Source organism: Buttiauxella agrestis (assembly GCF_900446255.1).
In the GTDB taxonomy this organism is placed as follows: domain Bacteria; phylum Pseudomonadota; class Gammaproteobacteria; order Enterobacterales; family Enterobacteriaceae; genus Buttiauxella; species Buttiauxella agrestis.
Genome location: NZ_UIGI01000001.1, coordinates 593,740 through 617,043, shown reverse-complemented (window position 1 = coordinate 617,043; position 23,304 = coordinate 593,740). Strand labels below are relative to the sequence as shown.

Below are 23,304 nucleotides of genomic sequence, written 5' to 3'. Positions count from 1 at the left end.
ATCCTCTTGTCCAAAGTTACCTCGAACAAGTGTAGTTTATTCAACGGATTCGAAAACAAGCCCAACATAGTTTTCTGCAATCGTCGTCAGCCCGGCGCGTGATTTCAGGTAATACTCCCGGTCCGCCTGCTGCATCTTGCGATCAAACGCGTTCATGCCTGCAAAATCATGCAGCAGATTGGTCATAAACCAGCTAAAACGTTCGCCTTTCCAGACCCGGCGTAGCGCCATCGGCGAGTAAGTTTCCAGCAGGTCAGTTCGCCCTTCGTGATAAACCTTTTTCAAAATCCGGTACAGATAATTCACATCGGACGCCGCCAGATTCAGCCCTTTCGCACCGGTTGGCGGCACGATATGTGCAGCGTCTCCCACCAGGAACAGGTTGCCATACTGCATCGGCTCGACCACGTAACTACGCAGCGGCGCGATACTTTTCTCAAGTGAGTGACCAGTCACTAACTTTTCTGCCAACTCTTGTGGCAAACGCTGCTTTAGCTCATCCCAGAAGCGTTCATCGGGCCACGCTTCCACGTTATCGCTCAGCGGAACCTGCAAATAGTAGCGGCTTCTGGTTAGTGAGCGCTGACTACACAAAACAAACCCGCGCTCATGATGGGCGTAAATCAACTCATGATTCACAGGAGGTGTGTCAGATAACAGGCCTAACCAGCCAAAGGGATAAACACGTTCGTACTCTTGCGTGACTTGTGCAGGAATGGCTTTGCGAGAAACGCCGTGAAACCCGTCGCAGCCCGCAATATAGTCACAATCAATACGATAAGTTTCGCCCTGCTTTTCAAAAGTGACGTATGGGGAATCGCTTTTAACATCAAACAATTGCACATTGCTGACCCCATACATTGAGACGGCATCCGTTGCCCGCCGCGCATCCATTAAATCTTGTGTGACCTCAGTCTGGCCATACACCATAACCGTCTTTCCGCCCGTCAATTCTTTGAGCGGAACAGGGATTCGCTGGCCATCAACCAAAAATTCAACGCCTTCATGAACCAATCCTTCGGCATCCATTCGCTCGCTGACGCCCGCTTCCCGCAGCAAATCGACAGTTCCGCTTTCCAGAACTCCCGCCCGGATACGCCCTAAAACATGTTCGGGGGTTTGTCTTTCGAGCACGATATTGCTGATACCTGCTTTGTGCAGCAATTGCCCTAACAACAAACCCGACGGGCCAGCACCAATAATGACGACTTGAGTTTTCATAGGATACGCTCTCTGACCTACGGTTATATGAATGTTGCTTTTATGTTTCATAAATGCGCATTCATGCATTTTTATCGTCATCAGAGGGAAAAAGAAGGCCAAAATCGGACTGAAACGTGCACTTTTCGAAACTGGCACTAAGAGTGTGGGCGAGTTCATATTTCGCCGAAATAGTGTGCGAAATAGGTTATCTGGCTAAATGTTGATCTGGCCCGCCTGAGTACGGGGGGTGGCCTATGTTAATAATGGGAGATGTTAAAATTTGAGCGGTGCCACCGCTTTCATCTATTAAAGGACAGGCATGTCGACAGAAGTAAACTTACAGCGCGATGTCACCCGGCTCTGTATTCAATGCGGTCTTTTCTTGCTGCAACACGGTGCGGAAAGTGCGCTGGTTGAAGAACTTTCCAGCCGTCTGGGCATCGCTTTAGGGATGGATAGCGTTGAAAGCTCCATTTCAGCGAACGCCATTGTTCTGAGTACCATCAAAGATAATCAGTGCCTCACGACCACGCGCAAAAACATCGACCGCGGCATCAACATGCATGTGGTGACGGAGGTGCAGCACATTGTGATCATGGCCGAACACAAGCTATTGGATTGCAAAGATGTTTTAAAGCGCTTCGAGCATATTAAACCGCTGCGTTACCCGCGCTGGTTGGTGGTGTTGATGGTCGGACTTTCCTGCGGCTGTTTCTGTAAGCTCAATAAGGGCGGTTGGGATGGCGCATTTATCGCGTTTCTGGCAGGTTCAGTGGCGATGTATGTCCGACTGATACTCACCGCACGCCATTTACATCCACAGATTAACTTCTGTATCACGGCATTTGTCGCCACCACCATTTCTGGCTTACTCATCGCCAAAGGGCCATTTGCCACCACATCAAATATTGCGATGGCGGCCAGCGTCTTGCTGCTGGTGCCTGGGTTCCCATTAATAAACGCCGTCGCCGATATGTTTAAAGGCCACGTCAACACCGGGCTTGCCCGATGGGCAATGGCCAGTTTACTCACACTGGCCACCTGCATTGGTGTGGTGATGGCGATGTCGTTATGGGGGCTAAAAGGATGGGAATAATCGACTTTTTGCTGGCGCTGTTACAAGACATGGCGCTGGCGGCCATCCCCGCCGTGGGTTTTGCGTTAGTGTTTAATGTTCCGCAACGCGCATTGCCGTATTGCGCTCTACTCGGGGCGATTGGTCACGGCTCCAGAATGGCGATGATGACCGCTGGCCTGAACATTGAGTGGAGCACATTTATTGCTTCGCTGCTGGTCGGGAGCATCGGCATTCAGTGGTCGCGCTGGTACCTGGCGCACCCCAAAGTCTTTACCGTAGCCGCCGTGATCCCGATGTTTCCGGGAATTTCAGCCTACACAGCCATGATTTCGGCCGTGAAACTCAGCCACTTTGGTTACACCGAAGACCTCATGATTCAGTTGCTTACCAACTTCCTGAAAGCGTCATTTATTGTGGGGGCGTTATCGATTGGCTTATCTATTCCGGGGCTTTGGCTTTACCGTAAACGCCCGCGAGTGTGATGTGTTTCAGGGCTTCGCTAACTCATCAGTGCTTTGCCCGCGCAAACTTGTTTTAATGTCATCTGGCCTGGGCGGTACCAGCGGCCTGATGACATTAAGGAGCCTTGCGTGGAAACCCACGAAATTTATCTTCCTGAGCGTTTTGATGACGCCAGTCTGAAAGAAAAGATTTTCTTCAGCGCCATTAGTTTGTTCGCTGAATTTGGCCTTAACGGCGCACGCATGGAGCAAATCGCAGAAAAGGCCAACACCACAAAACGCATGGTGGTTTATCACTTCAAGAGCAAAGAACTGCTTTATGTTCAGGTGCTTGAATATGTCTACACCCAAATCCGCAGCTGTGAACGCCAGCTAAATCTGTCTCATCAACCGCCGGTCGAAGCCATGGTGGAACTGGTGGAATGGACATTTGATTTCCACGCCACCCATCCGGATTTCATTCGTATTATTTGCATGGAAAACATGCAGCGCGGGCGCTTTGTGAAAGAGTCAGCCTACCTGCGCGAAATAAACCGCAGCGCCCTGGAATTACTCGAAGATGTGTTAACCCGCGGCCAGGAAAAACAGCTGTTTAATAAGCTCGTGACGGCCAAAGACGTACACCGCCTGATCAGTAGTTTTAGCTTCTACCATGTCGCGAACAGCTACACATTCTCGAACTTCTTTGAAGATGGTTCAGAGCCGGTTGATAGCACCGCGCATTACCGTGAAATGGCGGTAAAAGTCGTGCTGCGCTACATCGGGCCATAAAAACCCCGCAATCTGGAAGCTTTAAGAACTCTCTGAACTCTAATGAGTTCAGAGAAAGCGCTATACTCGACGAAAATTCTCCTGCAATGCAGGTTATCGAAAAGAGTATAAACAGATGAAAGCAAGCAAAAAGGTTTTATGCGCTCTGGCACTGGCAACATCCGTATTTGCCGGTCAGGCGATGGCAGCAAGCTGGCAGGATCAGCTCTCCAGCGCGGCAAATGAGTTAAGCAAATCCACCAGCACCAGCAATACTGGCACCACGGGCAACTCTGTCGCCTCACTGACCAGCCTGCTCGGCGGCGGAACTAACGCCCTGAGTGCTGACACTATGACCAACGCCGCAGGCATCTTGCAGTACTGCATGAAGAACAAGCTGGTTTCCGCCACCAATACCGACAACGTGAAGAACCAACTTCTCGATAAGCTGGGCTTGGACAGCGGCACCAAAGAAAGCCAGCCGCAAGATTACACCCAGGGCTTGATGGGGCTGCTCAATACCGGTAAAGACCAGCAGGTGAATCTGAATACCATCGGCAACTCATCCCTGGCAGAAAAAGTAAAAACTCAGGCATGTGATTTTGTGCTGAAACAAGGCATGAATTACCTGTCTTAATAAGATGACCTGCTCATTCCTTAATTAAAGTCTGAGCAGGTTTATTGCTTCACATTGATTTCCAGCACCGCGTAAACCCCGTCGCTGGGTAATGTCACCGTGACATTTTGCAGATTGATTCCCGCCGCCAGAACAATATCCCTCAGCTCGAAAAGCGTTCGCGGATATATCGTCGTCCAGCCCACACAACGCAGCGCGAAATCAATTTGCGGACTGGTTTTAAGCATATTTGAAACGATCAATACGCCGCCGGGTTTGACCAAACGTAGCGCGTGGCGAATAAAATGCACCGCTTCGGACTCCGAGAAATATTCAAATATCCCCAGACCATCAACCAGCTCCGCAGACTGTTCGCCTAACTCCTGAACCAGTTTGTCACTCACCACCATCCGGTCGAATAAATTGCGCATCAGTAACTGAAAATGATGCCCTTCCACCAGCCCATATTGTGTCGCAAGGCCTCGGGCAAATTTCAGCGATTGCCGGTCGTGATCAATCAGCAATAAAGTGAATTTTTGCGCCCTGAGTTTTGCCCCACGCAGCGTCTTTAAAACCGGCACCGCCGCGCCACAGGCCAGGCTCACCCAATTTCCTGAGACACTATTATTAAGATGAATATCCGCAATGCTCGCCATCACTTTGGCGCGCGAGCGAATCCCTCGCGCATCATTGGCGTGGATAAACCAGGGTCGGCTGTGGATATCCATTTCCCCACCGCTTATCAGGCGCTCCGCCAGCGGATGCTGTACAGCCCAAAGTGCCAGCGCGGTAGGAACCAGCTGGCAACGCCATTCTTCGAGGGCAGGACGATGATGGAAAGCGAGTTCCGAGAGTTTATTGCGACAGCGTATGCGGCGTTTTCCCTCGCTATCTAAGAAGATCTCCGGCGCCTCAAGCGTCGGATCGTTGACTAACTGCAGGTTAATATCGTCGATCTGTTCTGAAACCTGATCCTTCATCGGCCAGTCATCACTTATGTCGCTGTAAGTGATATTTTTTACGGCGAGATCCACAGGCACAGCTCCTGGGATCACTGAGAGAAAAGGTTGCCAGGACATGTATAACCTCTGCTGACGTTTTCTTTCAGTCTAGAAAACCCAGGGTTATTCACCGTCAGCAGAAAGTTGTAATTTACGAGCGTAAGAATGACTCAGTCAGCTTGACCCAGTAGGTCGCGCCGCTGGAAATACAGGCATCGTTAAACTGATATAAAGGATGGTGAACCGAGTAGTCATTGTTGCCGGTCGCCGTACCCAACCACAGATAGCAGCCGGGAACTTCTTCGAGCATGAACGAGAAATCTTCGCTGCCCATCGCACTTTTCACCGTCGCAGGATCCGCGACTTTATCAGCACCAAAAACGTCGCGTGCGATCTGCAGAGCAAACTCAGTTTGCTGGGGATCATTCACCGTCACCGGGTAGCCGAAATCCACCGCAATCGACGCCTTCACGCCAAAACTTTCCGCCTGAGCATGAACCAGCTGCTGAATGCGCAGTTTCACTGCATCACGCACCTCAGACTTAAAGGTACGCATATTGAGCTTCAGCACCGCGCTGTGCGGGATGATGTTATGCGTGGTGCCGCTTTGCAGGCTCCCGACCGTCACCACCGCTGAATCTTGCGGATCGACATTGCGCGAGACAATAGTTTGGAGCGCCATCACGATCGACGCCCCCGCCACCGTGGGATCAATACAGTGCTCCGGCATCGATCCGTGGCCGCCCTTGCCTTCAAGCGTGATCGTCATGCTGTCTGACGAGGCCATCAGTGCGCCAGGTTTGGTGGCAATTTCCCCGGCAGGAAGCAGCGGGAAATTGTGCAAGCCAAACACCGCATCACACTGAAAGAGTTTGAATAAACCGTCATCAATCATTCTCTTAGCGCCGCCGATAGACTCTTCTGACGGCTGGAAAATCAAATGCAGCGTCCCGCTGAATGGGCGATGTTCTGCCAGATAACGTGCCGCCGACAATAAAATAGCGCAGTGTCCATCATGGCCGCAGGCATGCATTTTCCCCGCGTTCACACTGGCCCATGGCAGCCCGGTTTGCTCCTGCATCGGCAGTGCATCCATATCAGCACGGATCCCCAGACGCTTACCGCCATTCCCGACTTTTAATGTCCCAACCACGCCTGTTCCGCCCAGGCCACGATGCACTTCGTAACCCCAGTCCTTCAGCAATTGGGCGATGCGATCGCTGGTGCGGAACTCTTCAAAACCTAATTCCGGATGTTGGTGAAAATCGCGGCGAATCGCGATCATTTCTGCTTCGTTATCAAGAATTTCTTTAATAAGCATAGGGTTATTCCTTTTTATTCATCACAGAAAGTTTTGCGTTCATGCCAGGCAAGTAATGCCGCGAAAGTCACAACGGCGCAGAACATCAAATACCAGGCGGGAGCCATCGGTTGCCCGGTGACTTTTAGCAACCAGGTCACAATTAACTGAGCGAAGCCGCCAAACAACGTAACGCCGATGGCATAAACCAACGCCATACCGGAGGCGCGAACCGCTTTTGGGAATGCTTCGAGGATCAACAAGAAAAAGGCGGCCGAACTGATATTGGCGAGGATCTGATCGAGTGCTATCAGCGCCAGCGTCACGCCCAGCGGTGCGCCGTGTAAAATCGTGGCGAAAATTGGCCAAATCAGGATGAACGATCCTAGTGCACAGCCGATCAGGATCGGTTTTCGCTTAGGGAGTTTATCCGCCAGTTTACCGCCAAAGAACGGCACCAATAATGTCAGCGCCGCTGCCGTCAAACTTACCCACCATGAGGTGCTGGCGGGCATATGCAGCGTGTTAACCATGTAAGCAGGCATGTAATAAATGATGATGTAAAACGTGGTGGTGCCTTTCATTACCAGCAAAATGCCTAGCAACAAGGCGCGGCGATGCTCACGCCATAACGTCAACGCCGGATTTTCTGTCACGACATTGGCTGTCACCGAGTGAGTTTCTGCAAGCTGGCGGCGGATATACAAACCAATCGGCATAATCGCCAGGCCGACAATAAACGGGATACGCCAACCCCAGTCGTAAAGCTGTTGTTCGCTCAGGACGTGGCTTAAGCCCGCACCCATTGCCGCGCCAAACAGTGCCGCTCCACCCTGGCTGGTCATCTGCCAACTCACCCGCGATCCACGGCTGGATTTATGCCCTGCTTCCATTAGCCAGGAAGTTGCCGCCCCCACTTCACCGCCCGCTGAAAAGCCCTGCAACATGCGCCCCGCGACCAACACAACCGGGGCGAGGATCCCAACCTGATGATAGGTCGGCGCAAACGCCACCATCATCACGCCTAAAGACATCAGGCCGAGGATTAGCGTCATCGCCGCTTTGCGTCCGTGTTTGTCGGCGTAGTTACCGAGCACCAGACTACCCAGCGGGCGCATGACAAAGCCAACACCAAATGTCGCCACCGCCAGTAGCAAAGAGGTGTAATCGTCGGAGCTGGGGAAAAACAGATGACCAATAATCACCGAGAAAAAGCTGTAAACAGCAAAGTCGTAAATCTCGAGGCCATTGCCAAGAGTGACGGCCACCAACGACTTAAAGTTGGCGCGCTCCGGGACCAACGGCGCATCATACGGAAGCGAGGATGAGGCTCCTCCATCCACCTGGGCATAGCTGACACGCTGTTTCATGCTCACGTCCTTTTTTGTTACTCAGATGTAAACAAACTGGGGTTGATTTAACTATCTGCATAAAAAAAGAACATTACAATCATAAAAATTAGTTATGCCTTTGGTTATCTTATTTGTATTGTGAGAGAGCAAAATTTGCACCACGGCGATGATTCAGGCGGGACGGAAAATTGAAAATCAAACTAAATCAGTTAGATATTTTGTTGGAAGTTGCTGCGCAAGGCAGCATTGGTAAAGCAGCGAAGGCGTTACACCTCACACAACCCGCCATTTCTAAAACCATTCAGGAAATGGAAGCGGAAATCGGCATGCCGATTCTGCAACGCTCATCACGCGGCGTAACGTTAAATGAGTATGGGCAGGTTTTGCTGCGCCATGCCCGAGACATTGACCGCTCTTTGCACCAGGCACGTGATGAAATCGACAATCTGCTCGGCAAAGCGATGCGCCAGTTACGGGTGGGATTCACCTCTGCCGCCTCTTACGGGCCATTTACCAATACGCTGATTCAATTCCAGGCTCGTTACCCCGGAGTGAAACTCATCGTGATGGAAGGCCGCCCGCAGCAAATTCACGATGCGCTGGAAAACCAACGGTTGGATATCGCCGTGATTACGACGGCCAATCACACCTCGCAAAACAGTATGTATTACGAGTCGCTGTACGCCCTGAGCAACACGGTGATCGCCGGAAATCAGCATCCCGTCACGCACACGACGTCGCTGAAAAAATTGATGGATTATCCGTGGCTGGACTGGGATGAACCGGGTGAACATTCTATTCTTGGACAAGTATTTCGCCGCTACAACCTGCCGCTGCCGCAAAATATCATCCACTGCTCATCGCCATGGATAATGGCACGCATGATGGAACAAACCCACGCGGTGAGTATGTGGACGTCAGTGCGATTGCGTTTTCCAGGCTACAGTCCAAACCTGCGCCCGCTGGTCTTGCGTGAAGTGTTACCGGCCAGCAGTATCGGCATTTTATGCCCGAATATTGCGCGCCTTTCCACGGCTGGAAATACCTTTATGGAGATGCTGCGAATTAACACGCGTGACTGGTTACAAGATAGCGATGCGCTGGAGATGGTGGTGCGGGTTTAAACGTTTTATTGCGGCCAGGCTTCAAAGCCAGGCCGCATGACTCACAATCAGCTTAAATCAGCGCCGTTGCTGGCAATCACTTTCTTGTACCAGTAAAACGATTTTTTGCGCGTGCGGGCCAGAGTGCCATTGCCCTGGTCATCACGATCGACATAGACGAAGCCGTAACGTTTGCTCATTTCGCCGGTGGATGCCGCGACTACATCGATGCAGCCCCACGAGGTGTAACCCATGACCGGGATGCCGTCGTCGATGGCGTCGGCCATGGCTTTGATGTGCTCGCGCAAGTAGCTAATACGATAGTCATCGTTGATTTCGCCCTGCTCGTTGACCACATCTTTCGCCCCGAGGCCGTTTTCCACCAGGAACAGCGGTTTCTGGTAGCGGTCGTACATCATGTTCATGGTGATACGCAGACCCAGCGGGTCGATTCCCCAACCCCATTCGCTCGCCTGAATGTGCGGGTTTTTCAGGGATTTCACGATATTTGCCGCATTACTGTTGTTATCGTTCATATCAGCCGACGCGCAACGCGAGGCGTAATAGCTGAACGAAACAAAATCGACGGTATTCTTGAGAATTTCATCATCACCCGGCTCGATTTCTAGCGTAATGCCTTTCTCGCGGAACACACGTTTGGTGTAAGACGGGTACGCGCCACGCGCCTGCACATCAATAAAGAACAGGTTCTCACGATCTTTTTCCAGCGCCGCCCACACATCTTCAGGCTTGCAGGAGTACGGATAAAAATTCCCGCCCGCCAGCATGCAACCCACCTGGTTGTTCGGGTTGATTTCGTGGGCGATTTTCGTCGCCAGCGCACTCGCCAGTAATTCGTGGTGTGTTGCTTGGTATTTAACTTGTTCTTTATTATCACCTTCTTCGAACACCAGACCTGCGCCAGAATACGGGCTGTGCAGCAGAATGTTGATTTCATTGAAGGTCAGCCAGTATTTCACCAGCCCGTCGAACGCTTCAAAACAGGTGCGCGCATAGCGGGTGAAAAACTCCACCATTTTGCGGTTACGCCAGGAGCCGTACTCTTTCACCAGATGCATCGGCACGTCGAAATGACACAGCGTCACCAGAGGTTCGATGCCCTGTTTTTTGCACTCGGCAAACATGTCGCGGTAAAACGCAATGCCTTGCGCATTTGGCGTTAACTCATCGCCATTCGGGTAAATACGACTCCAGGCAATGGAAGTGCGGAAGACGGTAAAGCCCATTTCGGCCATCAGCGCGATATCTTCTTTGTAGCGATGATAGAAATCGATGCCGACGTGGCTTGGGTAATATTCGTCATCGCGCAAACTAAAGCGCTTCTCGATACCCAGTTTCACCGATAAACGGTCTTTGCCATGCGGGATAGTATCGACGGTGGTCAGCCCTTTGCCGCCTTCAAGATAGGCGCCTTCAGCCTGGTTCGCCGCAATCGCACCGCCCCATAAAAAATCCTTCGGAAAAATAGATTCGCTCATGAGATTCCTCTTCTTAATTAGTTTGCGCTTGCAGATGCAACAACAGCGTTTGGCTGTACCGGTTCTTTCTCGTTACTTTGCTCTTGTTCAACCGGGATATCTTCAAAGCCCAGCAACAACGTCAGGAAGAAAGAGAGCACCACAGCCAAAATCATCACGCCAAACACCCATACAATGCTCATCGGATTTGCCGGATCAAAGAACTGTACGCTGGTAAATAATCCCGGTGACGCCATAGAGTGGCTCGCCAGCCCGCCGATTCCGGCCACCGCACCACAGACAAAGCCGCTGATTAATGCCGCAATTAATGGGCGTTTCAGACGCACCGCCACACCGTAAAGTGCTGGTTCGGAAATACCCGCCACAATCGCCGAAGCCGCAGCGGCCAGCGCAGTCTGGCGCAGTTCAGGGTTTTTCGTTTTCCACGCCACTGCCAAAGATGAACCACCCAGCGACAGGTTGGCACCAATCTCAGATGGCATAACCATCCCTTCTTTGCCCGTTTCGGCAATGGTTTGAATAATAGATGGTGTGAATACGCGGTGCATGCCGGTCATCACCAACAGCGGCCACAGCGCACCCATAATCGCGACCGACAACCAACCTAAATAGTGGTGAATGGTATAAACCAGGGAAGAAATACCGGTACCAATCCAGATACCCAGCGGGCCAATCAGCATGATGGCAATCGGAGCGGAGATCAGCACAATCAGCATCGGTTTGAGGAAGTTTTTCGTCACCGCAGGCGTGATACGGTCAACCCAACGCTCGATGTACGACAGAATCCAGGTCATGCACAACGCAGGAATCACGGTGTAGGTGTATTTCACCGCCGTGACCGACATACCCATAAATTCAACGTGTTGGCCCTGGGCGGCTTTCGCCATCAGGTCAACAAAGTTTGGGTGAACCAGCACGCCAGCAATGGCAATCGCCAGCGACATATTGGTTTTGAATTTTATCGCGGCAGAGGCTGCAACCATAATTGGCAGGAAGAAGAATGCGCCGTCGCCAATCACGTTCAGAATAATCAGCGTGGAAGAGCCTTTGCCGAATACACCGGTCATATCCAGAATCATGGCCAGCAGTTTTACCATCGAGCCGCCGATAATCGCCGGAATTAACGGTGACATGGTGCCAATCAGCGCATCGAGAATCCCGGCACCAATCCGTTTCAGGGTGATTTTATTTTTGCCATTTGCCGGAACCGCTGGCTGCATCCCTTCTGGCAACAGTTTCAACACTTCAGCATAGGCCTGAGAAACGGTATTACCGATGATCACCTGGCACTGGTTTTCGCTGCGAACAACACCCAGCACGCCATTGATAGCTTTTAGTTTCGCGGTATCCACGATGCTGTCGTCATTTAACACAAACCGCAAACGCGTCATGCAGTGCGTGACCGCGCCAACGTTTCCTGCGCCACCAATTGCGTCGACTATCGACTGAGAGACTGCCGCATAATTCTTAGCCATGAGTTACCACTCTTTCTTATTTAAATTCATGCAGTTGCAAATATCATTACCGGTAATACCACGCCAGTCTGTAGGGTTCTGAGAAATAAGTAACCGGTTCCACATTAGATTGACCAGGCAAAACAAACAGATCAAACACTAATTTTACATATTGTTAATTTTGTGATTACGATCGCCATAATCAGCCTTTTAAGGCCACTAACACCGCTTTCATACCCTAAATAATTCGAGTTGCTTAGAGGCGGCAAGGGAACGAGTCCCTGGGAGCTTACTTAAGTAAGTGACCTGGGCGAGGTCACGCAGCCAACAAAGAAGCGGCTTGAAGTATGACGGGTATAGGGCAGTATTTTGTCGCCGCGGAATGTGTAAAATGGGCGCAATCATCAAAGCCAGGAAGCTCCAATGTCGACAATGCTAGAAGTGGCAAAAAAAGCCGGTGTCTCAAAAGCCACCGTTTCACGCGTTTTATCCGGCAAGGGATACGTGAGCGACGCCACCAAAGAGCAGGTTTATAAAGCCATTGAGGAAGCAGGATACCGGCCAAATTTACTGGCACGTAATCTGGCGTCTAATAAATCGGAATGTATTGGGCTGGTCGTGACGAACACGTTATATAACGGCAGCTATTTCAGCGAAATACTTTCTCAGGCCGCCAAGAAATTAGAAGACAACGGTCGCCAGCTTATTCTGGTGGACGGTAAGCACAGCGCCCAGGAAGAACGGGAAGCCATTCAATTTTTGCTCGATTTACGTTGTGATGCGGTGATTATTTATCCGCGCTTTTTATCCATTGATGAAATGGATGAAATTATCGATCAATACAAACAGCCCATCATGGTAGTGAATCGAAAATTAAGAAAACACCAAAGCCACTGTATTTGTTGTGACCATAAAGGTTCCAGCTATCTGGCCACCAAACATCTTATTGAGCGCGGTCATCGTGATATTGCTTTTATTACCGGATCGATGGACTCTCCTACCGCGATCGAGCGTTTAGCCGGATATAAAGAAGCGTTAAATCAATATGCTATTGGCATCAACGATAACTTCATCGTGCAAGGAAAATGGACGCCTGCCAGCGGAGTCTCGGCAGTAGAATCGCTGTATCAACACCCAAATAAGATCAGCGCGATCGTCGCCAGTAATGATGAAATGGCGATCGGTGCCATAAAGAAATTAAACGATCTGGGAATTTCGGTTCCCGGTGAAATATCAATTATCGGCTTCGATAATATCCCTACCGCACCTTATCTCTCCCCGGCGTTATCCAGTGTTAAAGATCCGGTCAGCGAAATGATCAGCGAAGTGATCAACCGTTTAATTTCAATGCTGGATGGTGGGTATTTATCCAAAGAGAATATATTTACGTCGGATTTATTAGTGAGGAATTCGGTAATAGACGGGCCGTATAAAAAGTAAAAAAATGGGTGGATAAGCGTTAGCGTCATCCACCGTTTTCACTTTATTCGGCGACTTTCACAATCACCTTGCCAAAGTTCTTACCGCTTAATAAGCCGCGGAATGCTTCAACGCTATTCTCCAGACCGTCGACAATATCTTCGCGGAACTGAATTTTACCTTCCGCCAGCCATTGGCTCATCTGTTTAAAGAATTCAGGATAGTGGTCGTTATAATCCTGCGTGATAATAAAGCCTTGAACGCGCAGACGTTTTTTCAGGATGGTGCCCATCAACAACGGCAAACGATCCTGCTCAAAAGCGCTGTTAGCGCCGTTGTACTGGCTGATAACGCCGCATACCGGAACACGGGCTTTAGTGTTCAACAGCGGCAGAACGGCATCAAACACCGCACCGCCGACGTTTTCAAAATAGACATCAATGCCTTTGTTGCAGGCTTTTTTCAGCTGTTCGGCAAAATCTGGCGCTTTGTGGTCAACGCAGGCATCAAACTTCAGCGTTTCTGTGACGTAACGGCACTTCTCAGCACCACCAGCAATACCCACGACTTTCGCACCGAGCAATTTCGCGACCTGCCCAACAACTGAACCCACCGCGCCGCTGGCTGCCGCAACAACGACCGTTTCTCCGGCTTTCGGTTGGCCGATATCCGTCAGCCCCATGTAACCGGTAAAACCAGGCATGCCGAGCAAACCGAGTGCATAAGAAGGGTGCTGCATATTCGAGTCGAGTTTCTGCACGTCGCTGCCATCAGACAACGCGTAATCCTGCCAGCCGGTGTAGGCCAACACCAGATCACCCGCTTTATAGTCCGCGTGTTCAGATTTTTCGACCCGGCACACCGTTCCCGCGCCAATGACATCGCCAATGGCCAGCGGCGGCGTATAGGATTCCACGTCATCCATGCGCCCGCGCATATACGGGTCGAGGGATAAATAGAGTGTGCGCAGCAGCAACTGGCCTGCTGCGGGCTGTGGAACGGGCTCTTCTTCCAGGCGAAGATCCTGATCGGTTGGCATACCTTGCGGGCGCTGCGTCAGGACAACGCGGCGGTTAATTTGGGACGACTGCGTCATAATTCTCTCCGTAGATTTGGGTCGTGAATAAACGGTCAATCTGTCCCAGACTAGCTAAAAAAAACCATTGCAGGGGTTAAAACGTGCGGTTCTGCGGTTTTTATTGTTAGTGCAACACCGTCACCGCATCTTCGAGGCGCGTCGCCCGATGCTTCACCATCGCCGACACTTCTGCACTTTCTTCGACCAGCGCCGCATTTTTCTGTGTGATAGCGTCCAGCTCTGCGACCGCGCGCGTTAAATCAGACAACCCTTCGGCCTGCTCAGAAGTGGCGTGGCTGATCTGCCCCAAAAGCTGCGTCACATTGCGCACCTGCTCGACAATATCATTCATGGTGCGCCCCGCTTCGTGAACCTGAATGGTGCCGGACTGCACTTTGTTGGCGCTGGCATCAATCAGTTTGCGGATATCGTTGGCCGCCGTCGCGCTACGCTGTGCCAGATTGCGCACTTCACCAGCCACCACGGCAAAACCCTTACCCTGCTCTCCGGCACGTGCGGCTTCCACCGCCGCGTTCAGCGCCAGAATATTTGTCTGAAACGCAATGTCATTGATAAGACGGGTAATAGAACCGATACGCTGAGTGCTGTCGGCGATATCGTCCATGGTCGTCACCACGGTTTCCATCGCTTTCCCGCCTTGCGCTGCGGCCTGGCTCGCAGAACTTGAAAGTTTATCGGCGGCGGCGGCGGTTTCTGAATTGTTCTGCACCGATACCGCCATTTGGCTCATGGTGGTGACGGTTTGCTGCACATTCTCCACGGACTGGCGCGTGCGTTCATTCAATTCCACATTCCCCTGCGCCAGCATTTCACTCCCGCTGCGCACGTTTTCAACCTGGTGGCTGACATCATGAATCAGCCAGCGGCACATCAACCCAAGCTGGCCGATAGCGCGTAACGTCATGCCGATTTCATCGGTTCGCGCCAGATGCTGCACGGTCTGTTGGTTTCCGGTTGCGACTTCCAGCGCCTGGCGAGCGACATTTTCCAGCGGATGCGCAATTTGCCACTCAAGTAGCAAACAACCCAGCACGCTCGCCAGAGCGCTAATCAGCACCGGCAGAGCGCCCAGACCGAGCGAAACAGAAGCCGCCATCATCAGCAAAAACACGCCGCTCATAATCAAACGAATACGACCGCGCAGCGGCAAGGCCGGGATTTTCCCCAGCCAGGTTTTACCGATCACCAGCCCCTTAAACAGACGGCGCTGACAACGGCCTTCTTTAAGTGCCTTGTACAGCGGCTGGACGGCGGCAATTTCTTCCGGTTTCGCTCTGGTGCGAATCGACATATATCCGGTTGTTTTCCCGTTTCGCACCACCGGGACAACGTTCGCTCGCACCCAGTAGTAATCGCCATTTTTGCGCTGGTTTTTGACGATACCGGTCCACGGCTCGCCTTTTTGCAGGGTGAACCACATATCAGCAAAGGCGGCTTTAGGCATATCAGGGTGGCGCACCAGGTTGTGGGGCTGGCCTGTGAGTTCGTGAAGTTCGTAACCACTCACCTTCACAAACGCATCGTTCGCATGGGTAATGATGCTTTTCAAATCGGTGGTCGACATCAATGTCGTGTCGTCGTCGAGCAGGTATTCATGCTGTGTGGCAGCCGTGCGCGCAGTCATAGCAACTCCCCTGTCAGGTTATCCAATTGTTAATATTTTTAGTGGCATTGTTATTTCGGCGCTGCAAAAATTTCCTTTAGCGGTTAAACTTGACGACGATCACACTTTTTTAACTAAGCCATATTTTTTATAATGATTTTGGATGGGGAACACATTTCCCATTAATTTCATGAAGTTATTAATGAAAATGTCATAGTGACGCTAAGTGCTGGAGTTTTGACCTTCAATTTGCAATCGGCACACTACACTTAGTACGGGACCGTTTAGCTCCCGCAAGGAAAAAGAGGATAATAATGTTAAAAAGGAAAAAGAAAGTCAGACCTATTAAGGTCAGTGACGTCACCATCATCGACGATAGCCGTCTGAAAAAGGCGATTACCGCGGCATCGCTTGGCAATGCGATGGAATGGTTTGATTTCGGCGTGTACGGCTTTGTTGCTTACGCCCTCGGTAAGGTTTTCTTCCCGGATGCCAGCCCAAGTGTGCAGATGATCGCCGCACTGGGTACGTTTTCCGTTCCCTTCCTGATTCGCCCGTTGGGTGGCCTGTTCTTCGGTATGCTCGGCGATAAATACGGCCGTCAGAAGATTCTGTCCATCACCATCATCATTATGTCATTGAGTACCTTCTGTATTGGCCTGATTCCGTCGTACGCGACAATTGGAATCTGGGCGCCAATCCTGTTGTTACTTGCGAAAATGGCGCAAGGGTTCTCAGTGGGTGGTGAATACACCGGTGCTTCAATCTTTGTTGCGGAATACTCACCAGACCGTAAACGCGGCTTTATGGGCAGCTGGCTGGACTTCGGTTCGATAGCCGGTTTCGTCTGTGGCGCGGGCGTCGTGGTGCTGATTACCGCGATTGTCGGTGAAGCGAACTTCCTCGAATGGGGCTGGCGTCTGCCGTTCTTCCTGGCGTTGCCATTAGGCATTATCGGCCTGTATCTGCGCCATGCGCTGGAAGAGACTCCTGCGTTCCAGCAACACATCGAAAAACTCGAACAAGGCGATAAAGAAGGTCTGGCTGAAGGCCCGAAAGTCTCCTTCAAAGAGATTGCGACGAAACACTGGCGCAGCCTGCTGACCTGTGTCGGCATCGTTATTTCAACCAACGTCACCTACTATATGTTGCTGACGTACATGCCAAGTTACCTGTCGCACAACCTGCATTATTCCGAAGAACATGGCGTGCTGATTATTATCGCCATCATGATTGGGATGCTGTTTGTGCAGCCGATGATTGGCCTACTGAGTGACCGTTATGGCCGCCGTCCGTTTATTGTCTTCGGTAGCGTGGCATTGCTTGTTCTGGCGATTCCGGCCTTTATTCTGATTAACAGTAATGTGCTGGGGCTGATATTTGCTGGGTTACTGATTCTGGCGGTGGTGCTGAACTGCTTCACCGGGGTGATGGCTTCGACGCTGCCCGCCATGTTCCCGACGCATATTCGTTACAGTGCGTTAGCCAGTGCCTTTAATATTTCGGTACTGGTTGCGGGTGTGACCCCAACGGTTGCGGCGTGGTTAGTGGAATCCACCGAAAACCTGATGATGCCCGCTTATTATCTGATGGTGGTGGCGGCTATCGGTCTGATTACCGGTCTGACGATGAAAGAGACGGCGAATAAGCCGCTGAAAGGCGCAACGCCTGCGGCTTCTGATATTGCCGAAGCGCGTGAAATTGTTCAGGAACACCACGATAACATCGAGCAAAAAATCGAAGATATCGACCGTGAAATTGAAGAATTACAGGCGAAGCGTACCAACCTGGTAGATCAGCACCCGCGCATCAACGAGTAATCTTTAGCAGCATCACAAACGCCGGGTTAATGCCCGGCGTTTTCATTTCAGGCTTTAACCCTCATTCCTGGAAGGAATTGGTTATGTCTAAAATTTATAAGCAAAGTATTTTTTGGACTTTGCGAATATTCATAACTCACCTAACGTAATCCAGTCCGCGAATAACAACTCATAAAGAATTCTTCTCTTTTACGCAGGGTGCCACATGCAAAGAAAAATACTGCCGTTAATGCTATTAGCTGCAATCTCCGCCAGCAGCTTTGCCGCCACACCGCCAAATACCTTGATTGTTGCCCAGGGGCTGGACGATATCGTCAGCCTTGACCCTGCTGAAGCGAATGAGCTGTCGAGCATTCAAACCGTGCCCAGTTTGTATCAGCGCCTGGTGCAGGCCGACCGTGATGACCCGGCGAAAGTGGTCGCGGTATTGGCAGAAAGCTGGCAGGGCGATGCGGCGAATAAAAAACTGACGATTAAACTGCGCCCGGATGCCAAATTCTCCTCGGGCAATCCGCTACGCCCGGAAGACGTTATCTTCTCGTATACCCGCGCGGTAACGCTCAACAAATCCCCGGCGTTTATTCTCAACGTGCTGGGCTGGCAGCCAGACAACATCGCCAGCCAGTTGAAAAAGGTCGATGACCACACGCTGGAATTACACTGGACGGCAGACGTTAGCCCGGCGGTTGCGCTGAATATTCTCTCCACGCCGATTGCCTCTATCGTGGATGAAAAAGCGGTTTCCCCGAACGCCAAAGCCGGCGACTTCGGCAACGAATGGCTGAAGATGCACTCAGCGGGCAGCGGCCCGTTCAAAATGCGCGTTTACCAGCCGCATCAGGCGATTGTGCTGGATGCCAACCCAACATCACCGGGCGATGCGCCAAAAGTTAAAAACATCATTATCAAAAACGTGCCAGACCCGGCCGCTCGCCGCCTGCTGATTCAGCAAGGGGATGCCGATATTGCCCGTGATTTAGGTGCGGATCAGACCAGCGCGCTGGAAGGCAAACCGGGCGTGAAAGTGTTGAGTATTCCGTCTGCCGAGCAGAATTACATGGTGTTCAACGCCGGTAACAATGCCAATCCGCTGTTGAAAAACCCGGCCCTGTGGGAAGCGGCTCGCTACCTGGTCGACTACGAAGGCATCACTAAAGACTTGCTGAAAGGCCAGTATTTTATCCACCAGAGCTTCCTGCCGGTGGGCTTTGCTGGGGCATTGGATAACAATCCATTCAAATTTGACCCGGCAAAAGCGAAAGAAATTCTCGCGAAAGCAGGCATCAAAGATGCGCACTTCACGCTGGACGTGGAAAACAAACCGCCGTTTATCACCATCGCGCAGTCTATGCAGGCAAGCTTTGCCCAGGGCGGCGTGAAGATTGATCTTCTGCCAGCCGCAGGCAGCCAGGTCTACGCTCGCGTTCGTGCCAAACAGCACCAGGCGGCGATTCGTTTGTGGATCCCGGATTACTTTGACGCTCACTCAAATGCGAGTGCTTTTGCCTATAACGACGGTAAAGCGAGCACCGTGGCAGGCTTAAACGGCTGGCAAATTCCTGAGTTGAATAAGCAAACTCTGGCGGCTGTCGCCGAAGCAGACCCGGCAAAACGCCTGGATCTGTATAAGAAAATCCAGGAAGAAGTGCAGCATAACTCGCCGTATGTGTTTGTTGATCAGGGCAAAACCCAAATAGTTGTGCGTGAAAACGTGAAGGGTTATCAGCAAGGTTTGAATGCGGATATGGTGTATTACGATCGCGTCAGTAAATAAGATTGCCCCTCACCCTAACCCTCTCCCCCAGGAGAGGGGATTGACCGGTTTCTCCCTCTCCCTCAGGGAGAGGGTCGGGGTGAGGGTTGATTTATCCAACACCAGCAAAAGAGTTACCCATGTCTGAAGTCTCATTTCGCCGTCCGTTGCTCACCCTGGCCCAGGGATTGTTTACCCTGGCACTCACGCTTGTCGGCCTGCTGCTTATCACCTTTGCCCTTTCAGCACTTTCGCCTGTCGATCGCGTGCTACAAATCGTCGGCGACCACGCAAGCCAGGCTACTTACGACCAGGTCCACCACCAGCTTGGCCTGGATAAACCGCTCCCGGTTCAGTTCTGGCATTATCTGACCCAACTCGCTCATGGCGATTTAGGCACCGCCAGCGCCACCGGCCAGCCCGTTTTACGAGATTTACTCGCCGCCTTTCCGGCAACACTTGAGCTTGCCACCCTCGCGCTGATTATTGGCAGCGTGCTGGGCGTATTTTTTGGTGTGCTGTGCGCCCGTTTTGCAGGCTCGCCTTGGGATTTAGCGGTACGCACCTTCACCCTGCTGGGCAACTCCGTGCCCATCTTCTGGCTCGGTTTGCTGATGCTGGCGCTGTTTTACGCACGCCTGCAATGGAGCGCGGGGCCCGGGCGTCTGGATGATATTTACCAGTACAGCGTCGAAGCCAAAACCGGTTTTGTGCTGATCGACACCTGGCTTTCTGGCGACCGTGATGCCTTCATGAATGCCATCAACCACCTGACTTTGCCGGTTTTACTGCTTGCCTACTACTCGCTGGCAAGCATTACGCGCCTCACGCGCACCGCCTGTTTAAGCGAAATGAACAAAGAGTACATTACGCTTGCCCGCGCCAAAGGTGCTGGCGACATGACGATTCTGGTGCGCCACGTGCTGCCCAACATTCGCGGCACGCTGTTTACGGTTATCGCGCTGGCTTATACCGGCATGCTGGAAGGGGCGGTACTCACCGAAACCGTCTTTTCCTGGCCGGGAATCGGGCGCTACCTGACCACCGCGCTCTTCGCCGGAGATACCACCGCGATCATGGGCGGCACGCTGCTGATTGGCGTGTCGTTCGTCATTATCAATAATCTGACTGACGTGCTGGTGCGTGTCACCGATCCGAGGGTGCACTGATGCCGTCTTACCTGTTTTTACGCCGTACATTGCGCTCACCCGCCGCCCTTTGTGGCCTGGTGATTATCACCCTGCTGGTGCTGATTGCGGTTTTCGCCCCGCTTATCGCCCCCTTCGACCCGAACTGGCAAGACGCCGCCGCACGCCTGCAAGCGCCTAACGCTCACCACTGGCTAGGCACCGATAGCTACGGTCGTGACCTGCTTTCACGCCTGGTTTATGGCGCGCGTCCAGCAATCGGGTTGGTGCTGCTGGTGACGGTAATTACCCTTCCCGTCGGCTTGCTGATTGGCATTCTGTCTGGCTATTACGGCGGCTGGCTTGAGCGCGTGTTAATGCGCTTTACCGATGTGGTGATGTCGATGCCGCGCCTGATTCTGGCCTTCGCTTTTGTGGCGATGCTTGGCCCAGGGCTTGTGAATGGCGCTCTGGCGCTGGCACTCACCACCTGGCCTGCGTATGCGCGACAGGCGCGCAGTGAAATCCAACGCCTGCGCCATAGTGACTATCTCGCTGCCGCCGAAATGATGGGCATTCGCGGGCTGCGGCTATTGGTGGGGCATATTCTACCGCTCTGTTTGCCGTCGGCGATTGTGCGTCTGGCACTTGATTTAGCAGGCATTATTCTCGCCGCCGCCGGGCTGGGTTTCTTAGGTTTGGGCGCAAGACCGCCGATGTCCGAATGGGGTTCAATGATTGCCGACGGTATGCAGGTCATTTTTGACCAGTGGTGGATTGCCGCCATTCCTGGCACCGCCATTTTAATTAGCAGCCTGGCATTTAACTTATTGGGCGATGGTTTACGCGACGTGCTGGAGCCGGGTCATGACTGAGAATCGTATTGAAGTTCGTGAGCTAAACATTGATTACCCCGGCGCGCGCGTGGTGAATAATCTTTCGTTTACGCTGGGTAACGAGCGCCTGGCGCTGGTCGGGGAATCAGGCTCCGGTAAATCCATGACGGCGCGAGCGCTGATGGGGTTGGTGCGTAAACCGGGCAAAGTCAGCGCCACTCGGCTCAATGTGCTGGATAACGACCTGCTGACGATGCACAACCGTGGCTGGCAAAACCTGCGCGGGAATGACATCGCGATGGTGTTACAAGACCCGCGCTACGCGCTCAATCCGGTCAAAAATATCGCCCAGCAGATTGATGAAGCCCTGCGACTGCATCAGAAACTCTCAGCGGCACAGCGCCGGGAACGAATTCGTGAAGTGATTAACGCCGTGGGGTTGCAGGAAAACGTGCTGCCACGTTATCCGGCTGAACTTTCCGGCGGCATGGGGCAACGCGTGATGATTGCTATCGCGCTGGTCAACAACCCGAAAGTGCTGATCGCCGATGAACCCACTTCCGCGCTGGATGCGCGTCTGCGTAACCAGATTCTGGAACTGCTGGTTGAACAATGCGAGCAACGCCAGATGGCGATGCTACTGATAAGCCACGATTTACCGCTGGTTGCCCAACATTGCCAACGCGTGCTGGTGATGTATCAGGGGCAAAAAGTCGATGAAATGGCCGCCGACCAACTTGCCAACGCCACCCATCCGTACACCCGCACACTCTGGACATGCCGCCCCAATGCAACCACCTACGGCATGATGCTCCCCACGTTAGACCGCAGCCAGAATCTGCAAGGAGATAGCCATGGCTCTCGTTGAAGTCAATCATTTACGCGTGCAATTTCTGGCAAAAGGCCAGCTTAAAACCGCCGTTCGCGATGCCAGTTTTAGCCTTAATCAGGGTGAAACGTTTAGTTTGATTGGCGCTTCAGGCTGCGGGAAATCCACCATTTTGCGCGTGCTGGCGGGGTTACAACGCGAGTGGCAAGGCCATGTGAAATTGCTGGATGGCGCGATTAAACCCGGCGTGCGGTTTCAGGGCGATTTGCGCCGCAACGTGCAAATGGTGTTTCAGGATCCCTACGCCTCTTTGCACCCGAACCATACTATTTACCGGACGCTGGCCGAACCGCTGAAAATTCATGGCGAGGCGAATATCACCGAGCGCATGGAAGAAGCGTTGGTTCAGGTTGGATTGCCCGTCGATGCCATGAAGCGTTATCCGCATCAGTTTTCCGGCGGGCAACGCCAGCGTGTGGCTATTGCGCGTGCGCTGCTACTGCGCCCTAAAATCCTGCTGCTCGATGAACCCACATCCGCGCTGGATATGTCGGTGCAGGCGGAAATTCTCAATTTGCTCAACCGCCTGAAACATCAGTTTGGCATGACTTATTTGCTGGTCAGCCACGACGCGGATGTGATTGCGCACATGTCAGACCGTGCGGCGTATATGGCGGACGGTGCGATACAGCATGAGTTCGACCGCGCTGCTCTGGTTCGCGGAGAGCACCGCTTTGACGCCGCGTAAGCGGCAACATGGCGTCATCGCACCAATAAGCAGCACGACGCATGGTTATGGTGCAAAAAAACCAGATATCCCATAGCAAAGCCGCTCCAGACCAGGATATTTAACCGCAAAACGTGACTCTTTGTGATTAATTATTACGCAATCGCAATTCCCCCAGATCGTTTATCCCGATTTTGTTTAGGGGAAGCGAAGTGGCGTATTCCCTGCAATACTTATTTTGTGTATCGCGTGATACGTCATTTCCAGGAGCACA

At 52.2% G+C, this 23,304-nt stretch carries 20 protein-coding genes; 12 read left to right on the top strand and 8 right to left on the bottom strand.

The features are described 5' to 3' along the window. Positions 1 to 36 precede the first annotated feature (36 nt). Positions 37 to 1,221, bottom strand: a complete 1,185-nt coding sequence (gene pobA / locus DY231_RS03035) for a 4-hydroxybenzoate 3-monooxygenase (RefSeq protein WP_115627228.1) — start codon at positions 1,219 to 1,221, stop codon at positions 37 to 39. 301 nt (positions 1,222 to 1,522) lie between these two features. Between pobA and DY231_RS03030 the strand changes: the two genes are divergently transcribed. The 4 genes from DY231_RS03030 to DY231_RS03015 all read left to right on the top strand — a co-directional run bounded on the left by DY231_RS03030 (position 1,523) and on the right by DY231_RS03015 (position 4,129). Then, positions 1,523 to 2,299, top strand: coding sequence for a threonine/serine exporter family protein (locus DY231_RS03030; protein WP_115627227.1), 777 nt, complete (start codon positions 1,523 to 1,525; stop codon positions 2,297 to 2,299). Next, the gene (locus tag DY231_RS03025) at positions 2,290 to 2,763 is read left to right on the top strand and encodes a threonine/serine exporter (RefSeq protein WP_034498674.1); all 474 of its coding nucleotides are present in this window, start codon (positions 2,290 to 2,292) and stop codon (positions 2,761 to 2,763) included. The genes DY231_RS03030 and DY231_RS03025 overlap by 10 nt, the downstream gene beginning before the upstream one ends. A gap of 108 nt (positions 2,764 to 2,871) precedes the next feature. After that, on the top strand, positions 2,872 to 3,513 hold the full coding sequence (locus DY231_RS03020; protein ID WP_081908431.1) for a TetR/AcrR family transcriptional regulator: 642 nt from the start codon (positions 2,872 to 2,874) through the stop codon (positions 3,511 to 3,513). A gap of 115 nt (positions 3,514 to 3,628) precedes the next feature. Further along, complete coding sequence (locus DY231_RS03015; RefSeq protein ID WP_115627226.1) at positions 3,629 to 4,129, top strand: YjjA family protein; 501 nt, start codon at positions 3,629 to 3,631, stop codon at positions 4,127 to 4,129. Between the two features lie 41 nt (positions 4,130 to 4,170). Here DY231_RS03015 and DY231_RS03010 read toward each other — a convergent pair whose 3' ends face one another. From DY231_RS03010 to DY231_RS03000, 3 genes are all read right to left on the bottom strand, one after another. Next, positions 4,171 to 5,142, bottom strand: a complete 972-nt coding sequence (locus DY231_RS03010) for a class I SAM-dependent methyltransferase (protein ID WP_305954884.1) — start codon at positions 5,140 to 5,142, stop codon at positions 4,171 to 4,173. A gap of 118 nt (positions 5,143 to 5,260) precedes the next feature. Continuing rightward, positions 5,261 to 6,430 carry a M20 aminoacylase family protein gene (locus DY231_RS03005; protein WP_115627224.1) on the bottom strand — a complete coding sequence of 390 codons (1,170 nt, stop codon included), beginning with the start codon at positions 6,428 to 6,430 and terminating at the stop codon, positions 5,261 to 5,263. 14 nt (positions 6,431 to 6,444) lie between these two features. Then, positions 6,445 to 7,779 (bottom strand): MFS transporter, encoded by a 1,335-nt coding sequence (locus DY231_RS03000; protein ID WP_115627223.1) that lies wholly within the window; start codon positions 7,777 to 7,779, stop codon positions 6,445 to 6,447. 170 nt (positions 7,780 to 7,949) lie between these two features. Between DY231_RS03000 and DY231_RS02995 the strand changes: the two genes are divergently transcribed. Then, a complete protein-coding gene (locus tag DY231_RS02995) occupies positions 7,950 to 8,885 on the top strand; it encodes a LysR family transcriptional regulator (RefSeq protein ID WP_115627222.1) in 936 nt (311 codons plus the stop codon). Between the two features lie 47 nt (positions 8,886 to 8,932). On the opposite strand, the gene DY231_RS02990 is transcribed toward DY231_RS02995, so the two are convergent. Together DY231_RS02990 and ascF are read right to left on the bottom strand one after the other, a co-directional pair. Next, positions 8,933 to 10,363 carry a 6-phospho-beta-glucosidase gene (locus DY231_RS02990; RefSeq protein WP_115627221.1) on the bottom strand — a complete coding sequence of 477 codons (1,431 nt, stop codon included), beginning with the start codon at positions 10,361 to 10,363 and terminating at the stop codon, positions 8,933 to 8,935. 17 nt (positions 10,364 to 10,380) lie between these two features. Continuing rightward, positions 10,381 to 11,838 (bottom strand): PTS cellobiose/arbutin/salicin transporter subunit IIBC, encoded by a 1,458-nt coding sequence (ascF, locus tag DY231_RS02985; RefSeq protein WP_115627220.1) that lies wholly within the window; start codon positions 11,836 to 11,838, stop codon positions 10,381 to 10,383. 402 nt (positions 11,839 to 12,240) lie between these two features. On the opposite strand from ascF, the gene DY231_RS02980 reads away from it, so the two are divergent. Then, complete coding sequence (locus DY231_RS02980; RefSeq protein WP_115627219.1) at positions 12,241 to 13,257, top strand: LacI family DNA-binding transcriptional regulator; 1,017 nt, start codon at positions 12,241 to 12,243, stop codon at positions 13,255 to 13,257. A 43-nt stretch (positions 13,258 to 13,300) separates the two neighbouring features. On the opposite strand, the gene curA is transcribed toward DY231_RS02980, so the two are convergent. Continuing rightward, the gene (curA, locus tag DY231_RS02975; RefSeq protein ID WP_115627218.1) at positions 13,301 to 14,332 is read right to left on the bottom strand and encodes an NADPH-dependent curcumin/dihydrocurcumin reductase; all 1,032 of its coding nucleotides are present in this window, start codon (positions 14,330 to 14,332) and stop codon (positions 13,301 to 13,303) included. A gap of 106 nt (positions 14,333 to 14,438) precedes the next feature. Then, complete coding sequence (locus DY231_RS02970; RefSeq protein ID WP_115627217.1) at positions 14,439 to 15,959, bottom strand: methyl-accepting chemotaxis protein; 1,521 nt, start codon at positions 15,957 to 15,959, stop codon at positions 14,439 to 14,441. A 293-nt stretch (positions 15,960 to 16,252) separates the two neighbouring features. Between DY231_RS02970 and proP the strand changes: the two genes are divergently transcribed. From proP to DY231_RS02940, 6 genes are all read left to right on the top strand, one after another. After that, positions 16,253 to 17,758, top strand: a complete 1,506-nt coding sequence (proP, locus tag DY231_RS02965) for a glycine betaine/L-proline transporter ProP (RefSeq protein WP_034498723.1) — start codon at positions 16,253 to 16,255, stop codon at positions 17,756 to 17,758. Between the two features lie 205 nt (positions 17,759 to 17,963). Next, positions 17,964 to 19,532: an ABC transporter substrate-binding protein gene (locus DY231_RS02960; RefSeq protein WP_115627216.1), complete on the top strand. Its 1,569-nt coding sequence runs from the start codon at positions 17,964 to 17,966 to the stop codon at positions 19,530 to 19,532. A 119-nt stretch (positions 19,533 to 19,651) separates the two neighbouring features. Continuing rightward, complete coding sequence (locus tag DY231_RS02955) at positions 19,652 to 20,680, top strand: ABC transporter permease (protein ID WP_115627215.1); 1,029 nt, start codon at positions 19,652 to 19,654, stop codon at positions 20,678 to 20,680. Beyond that, complete coding sequence (locus DY231_RS02950) at positions 20,680 to 21,513, top strand: ABC transporter permease (RefSeq protein WP_115627214.1); 834 nt, start codon at positions 20,680 to 20,682, stop codon at positions 21,511 to 21,513. Before DY231_RS02955 ends, DY231_RS02950 begins: the two co-directional genes overlap by 1 nt. After that, a complete protein-coding gene (locus DY231_RS02945) occupies positions 21,506 to 22,342 on the top strand; it encodes an ABC transporter ATP-binding protein (protein ID WP_115627213.1) in 837 nt (278 codons plus the stop codon). Before DY231_RS02950 ends, DY231_RS02945 begins: the two co-directional genes overlap by 8 nt. Next, entirely contained in the window at positions 22,329 to 23,051 is a 723-nt protein-coding gene (locus DY231_RS02940) for an ABC transporter ATP-binding protein (RefSeq protein ID WP_115627212.1), read from the top strand. Before DY231_RS02945 ends, DY231_RS02940 begins: the two co-directional genes overlap by 14 nt. The last annotated feature ends 253 nt before the right edge of the window (positions 23,052 to 23,304 follow it).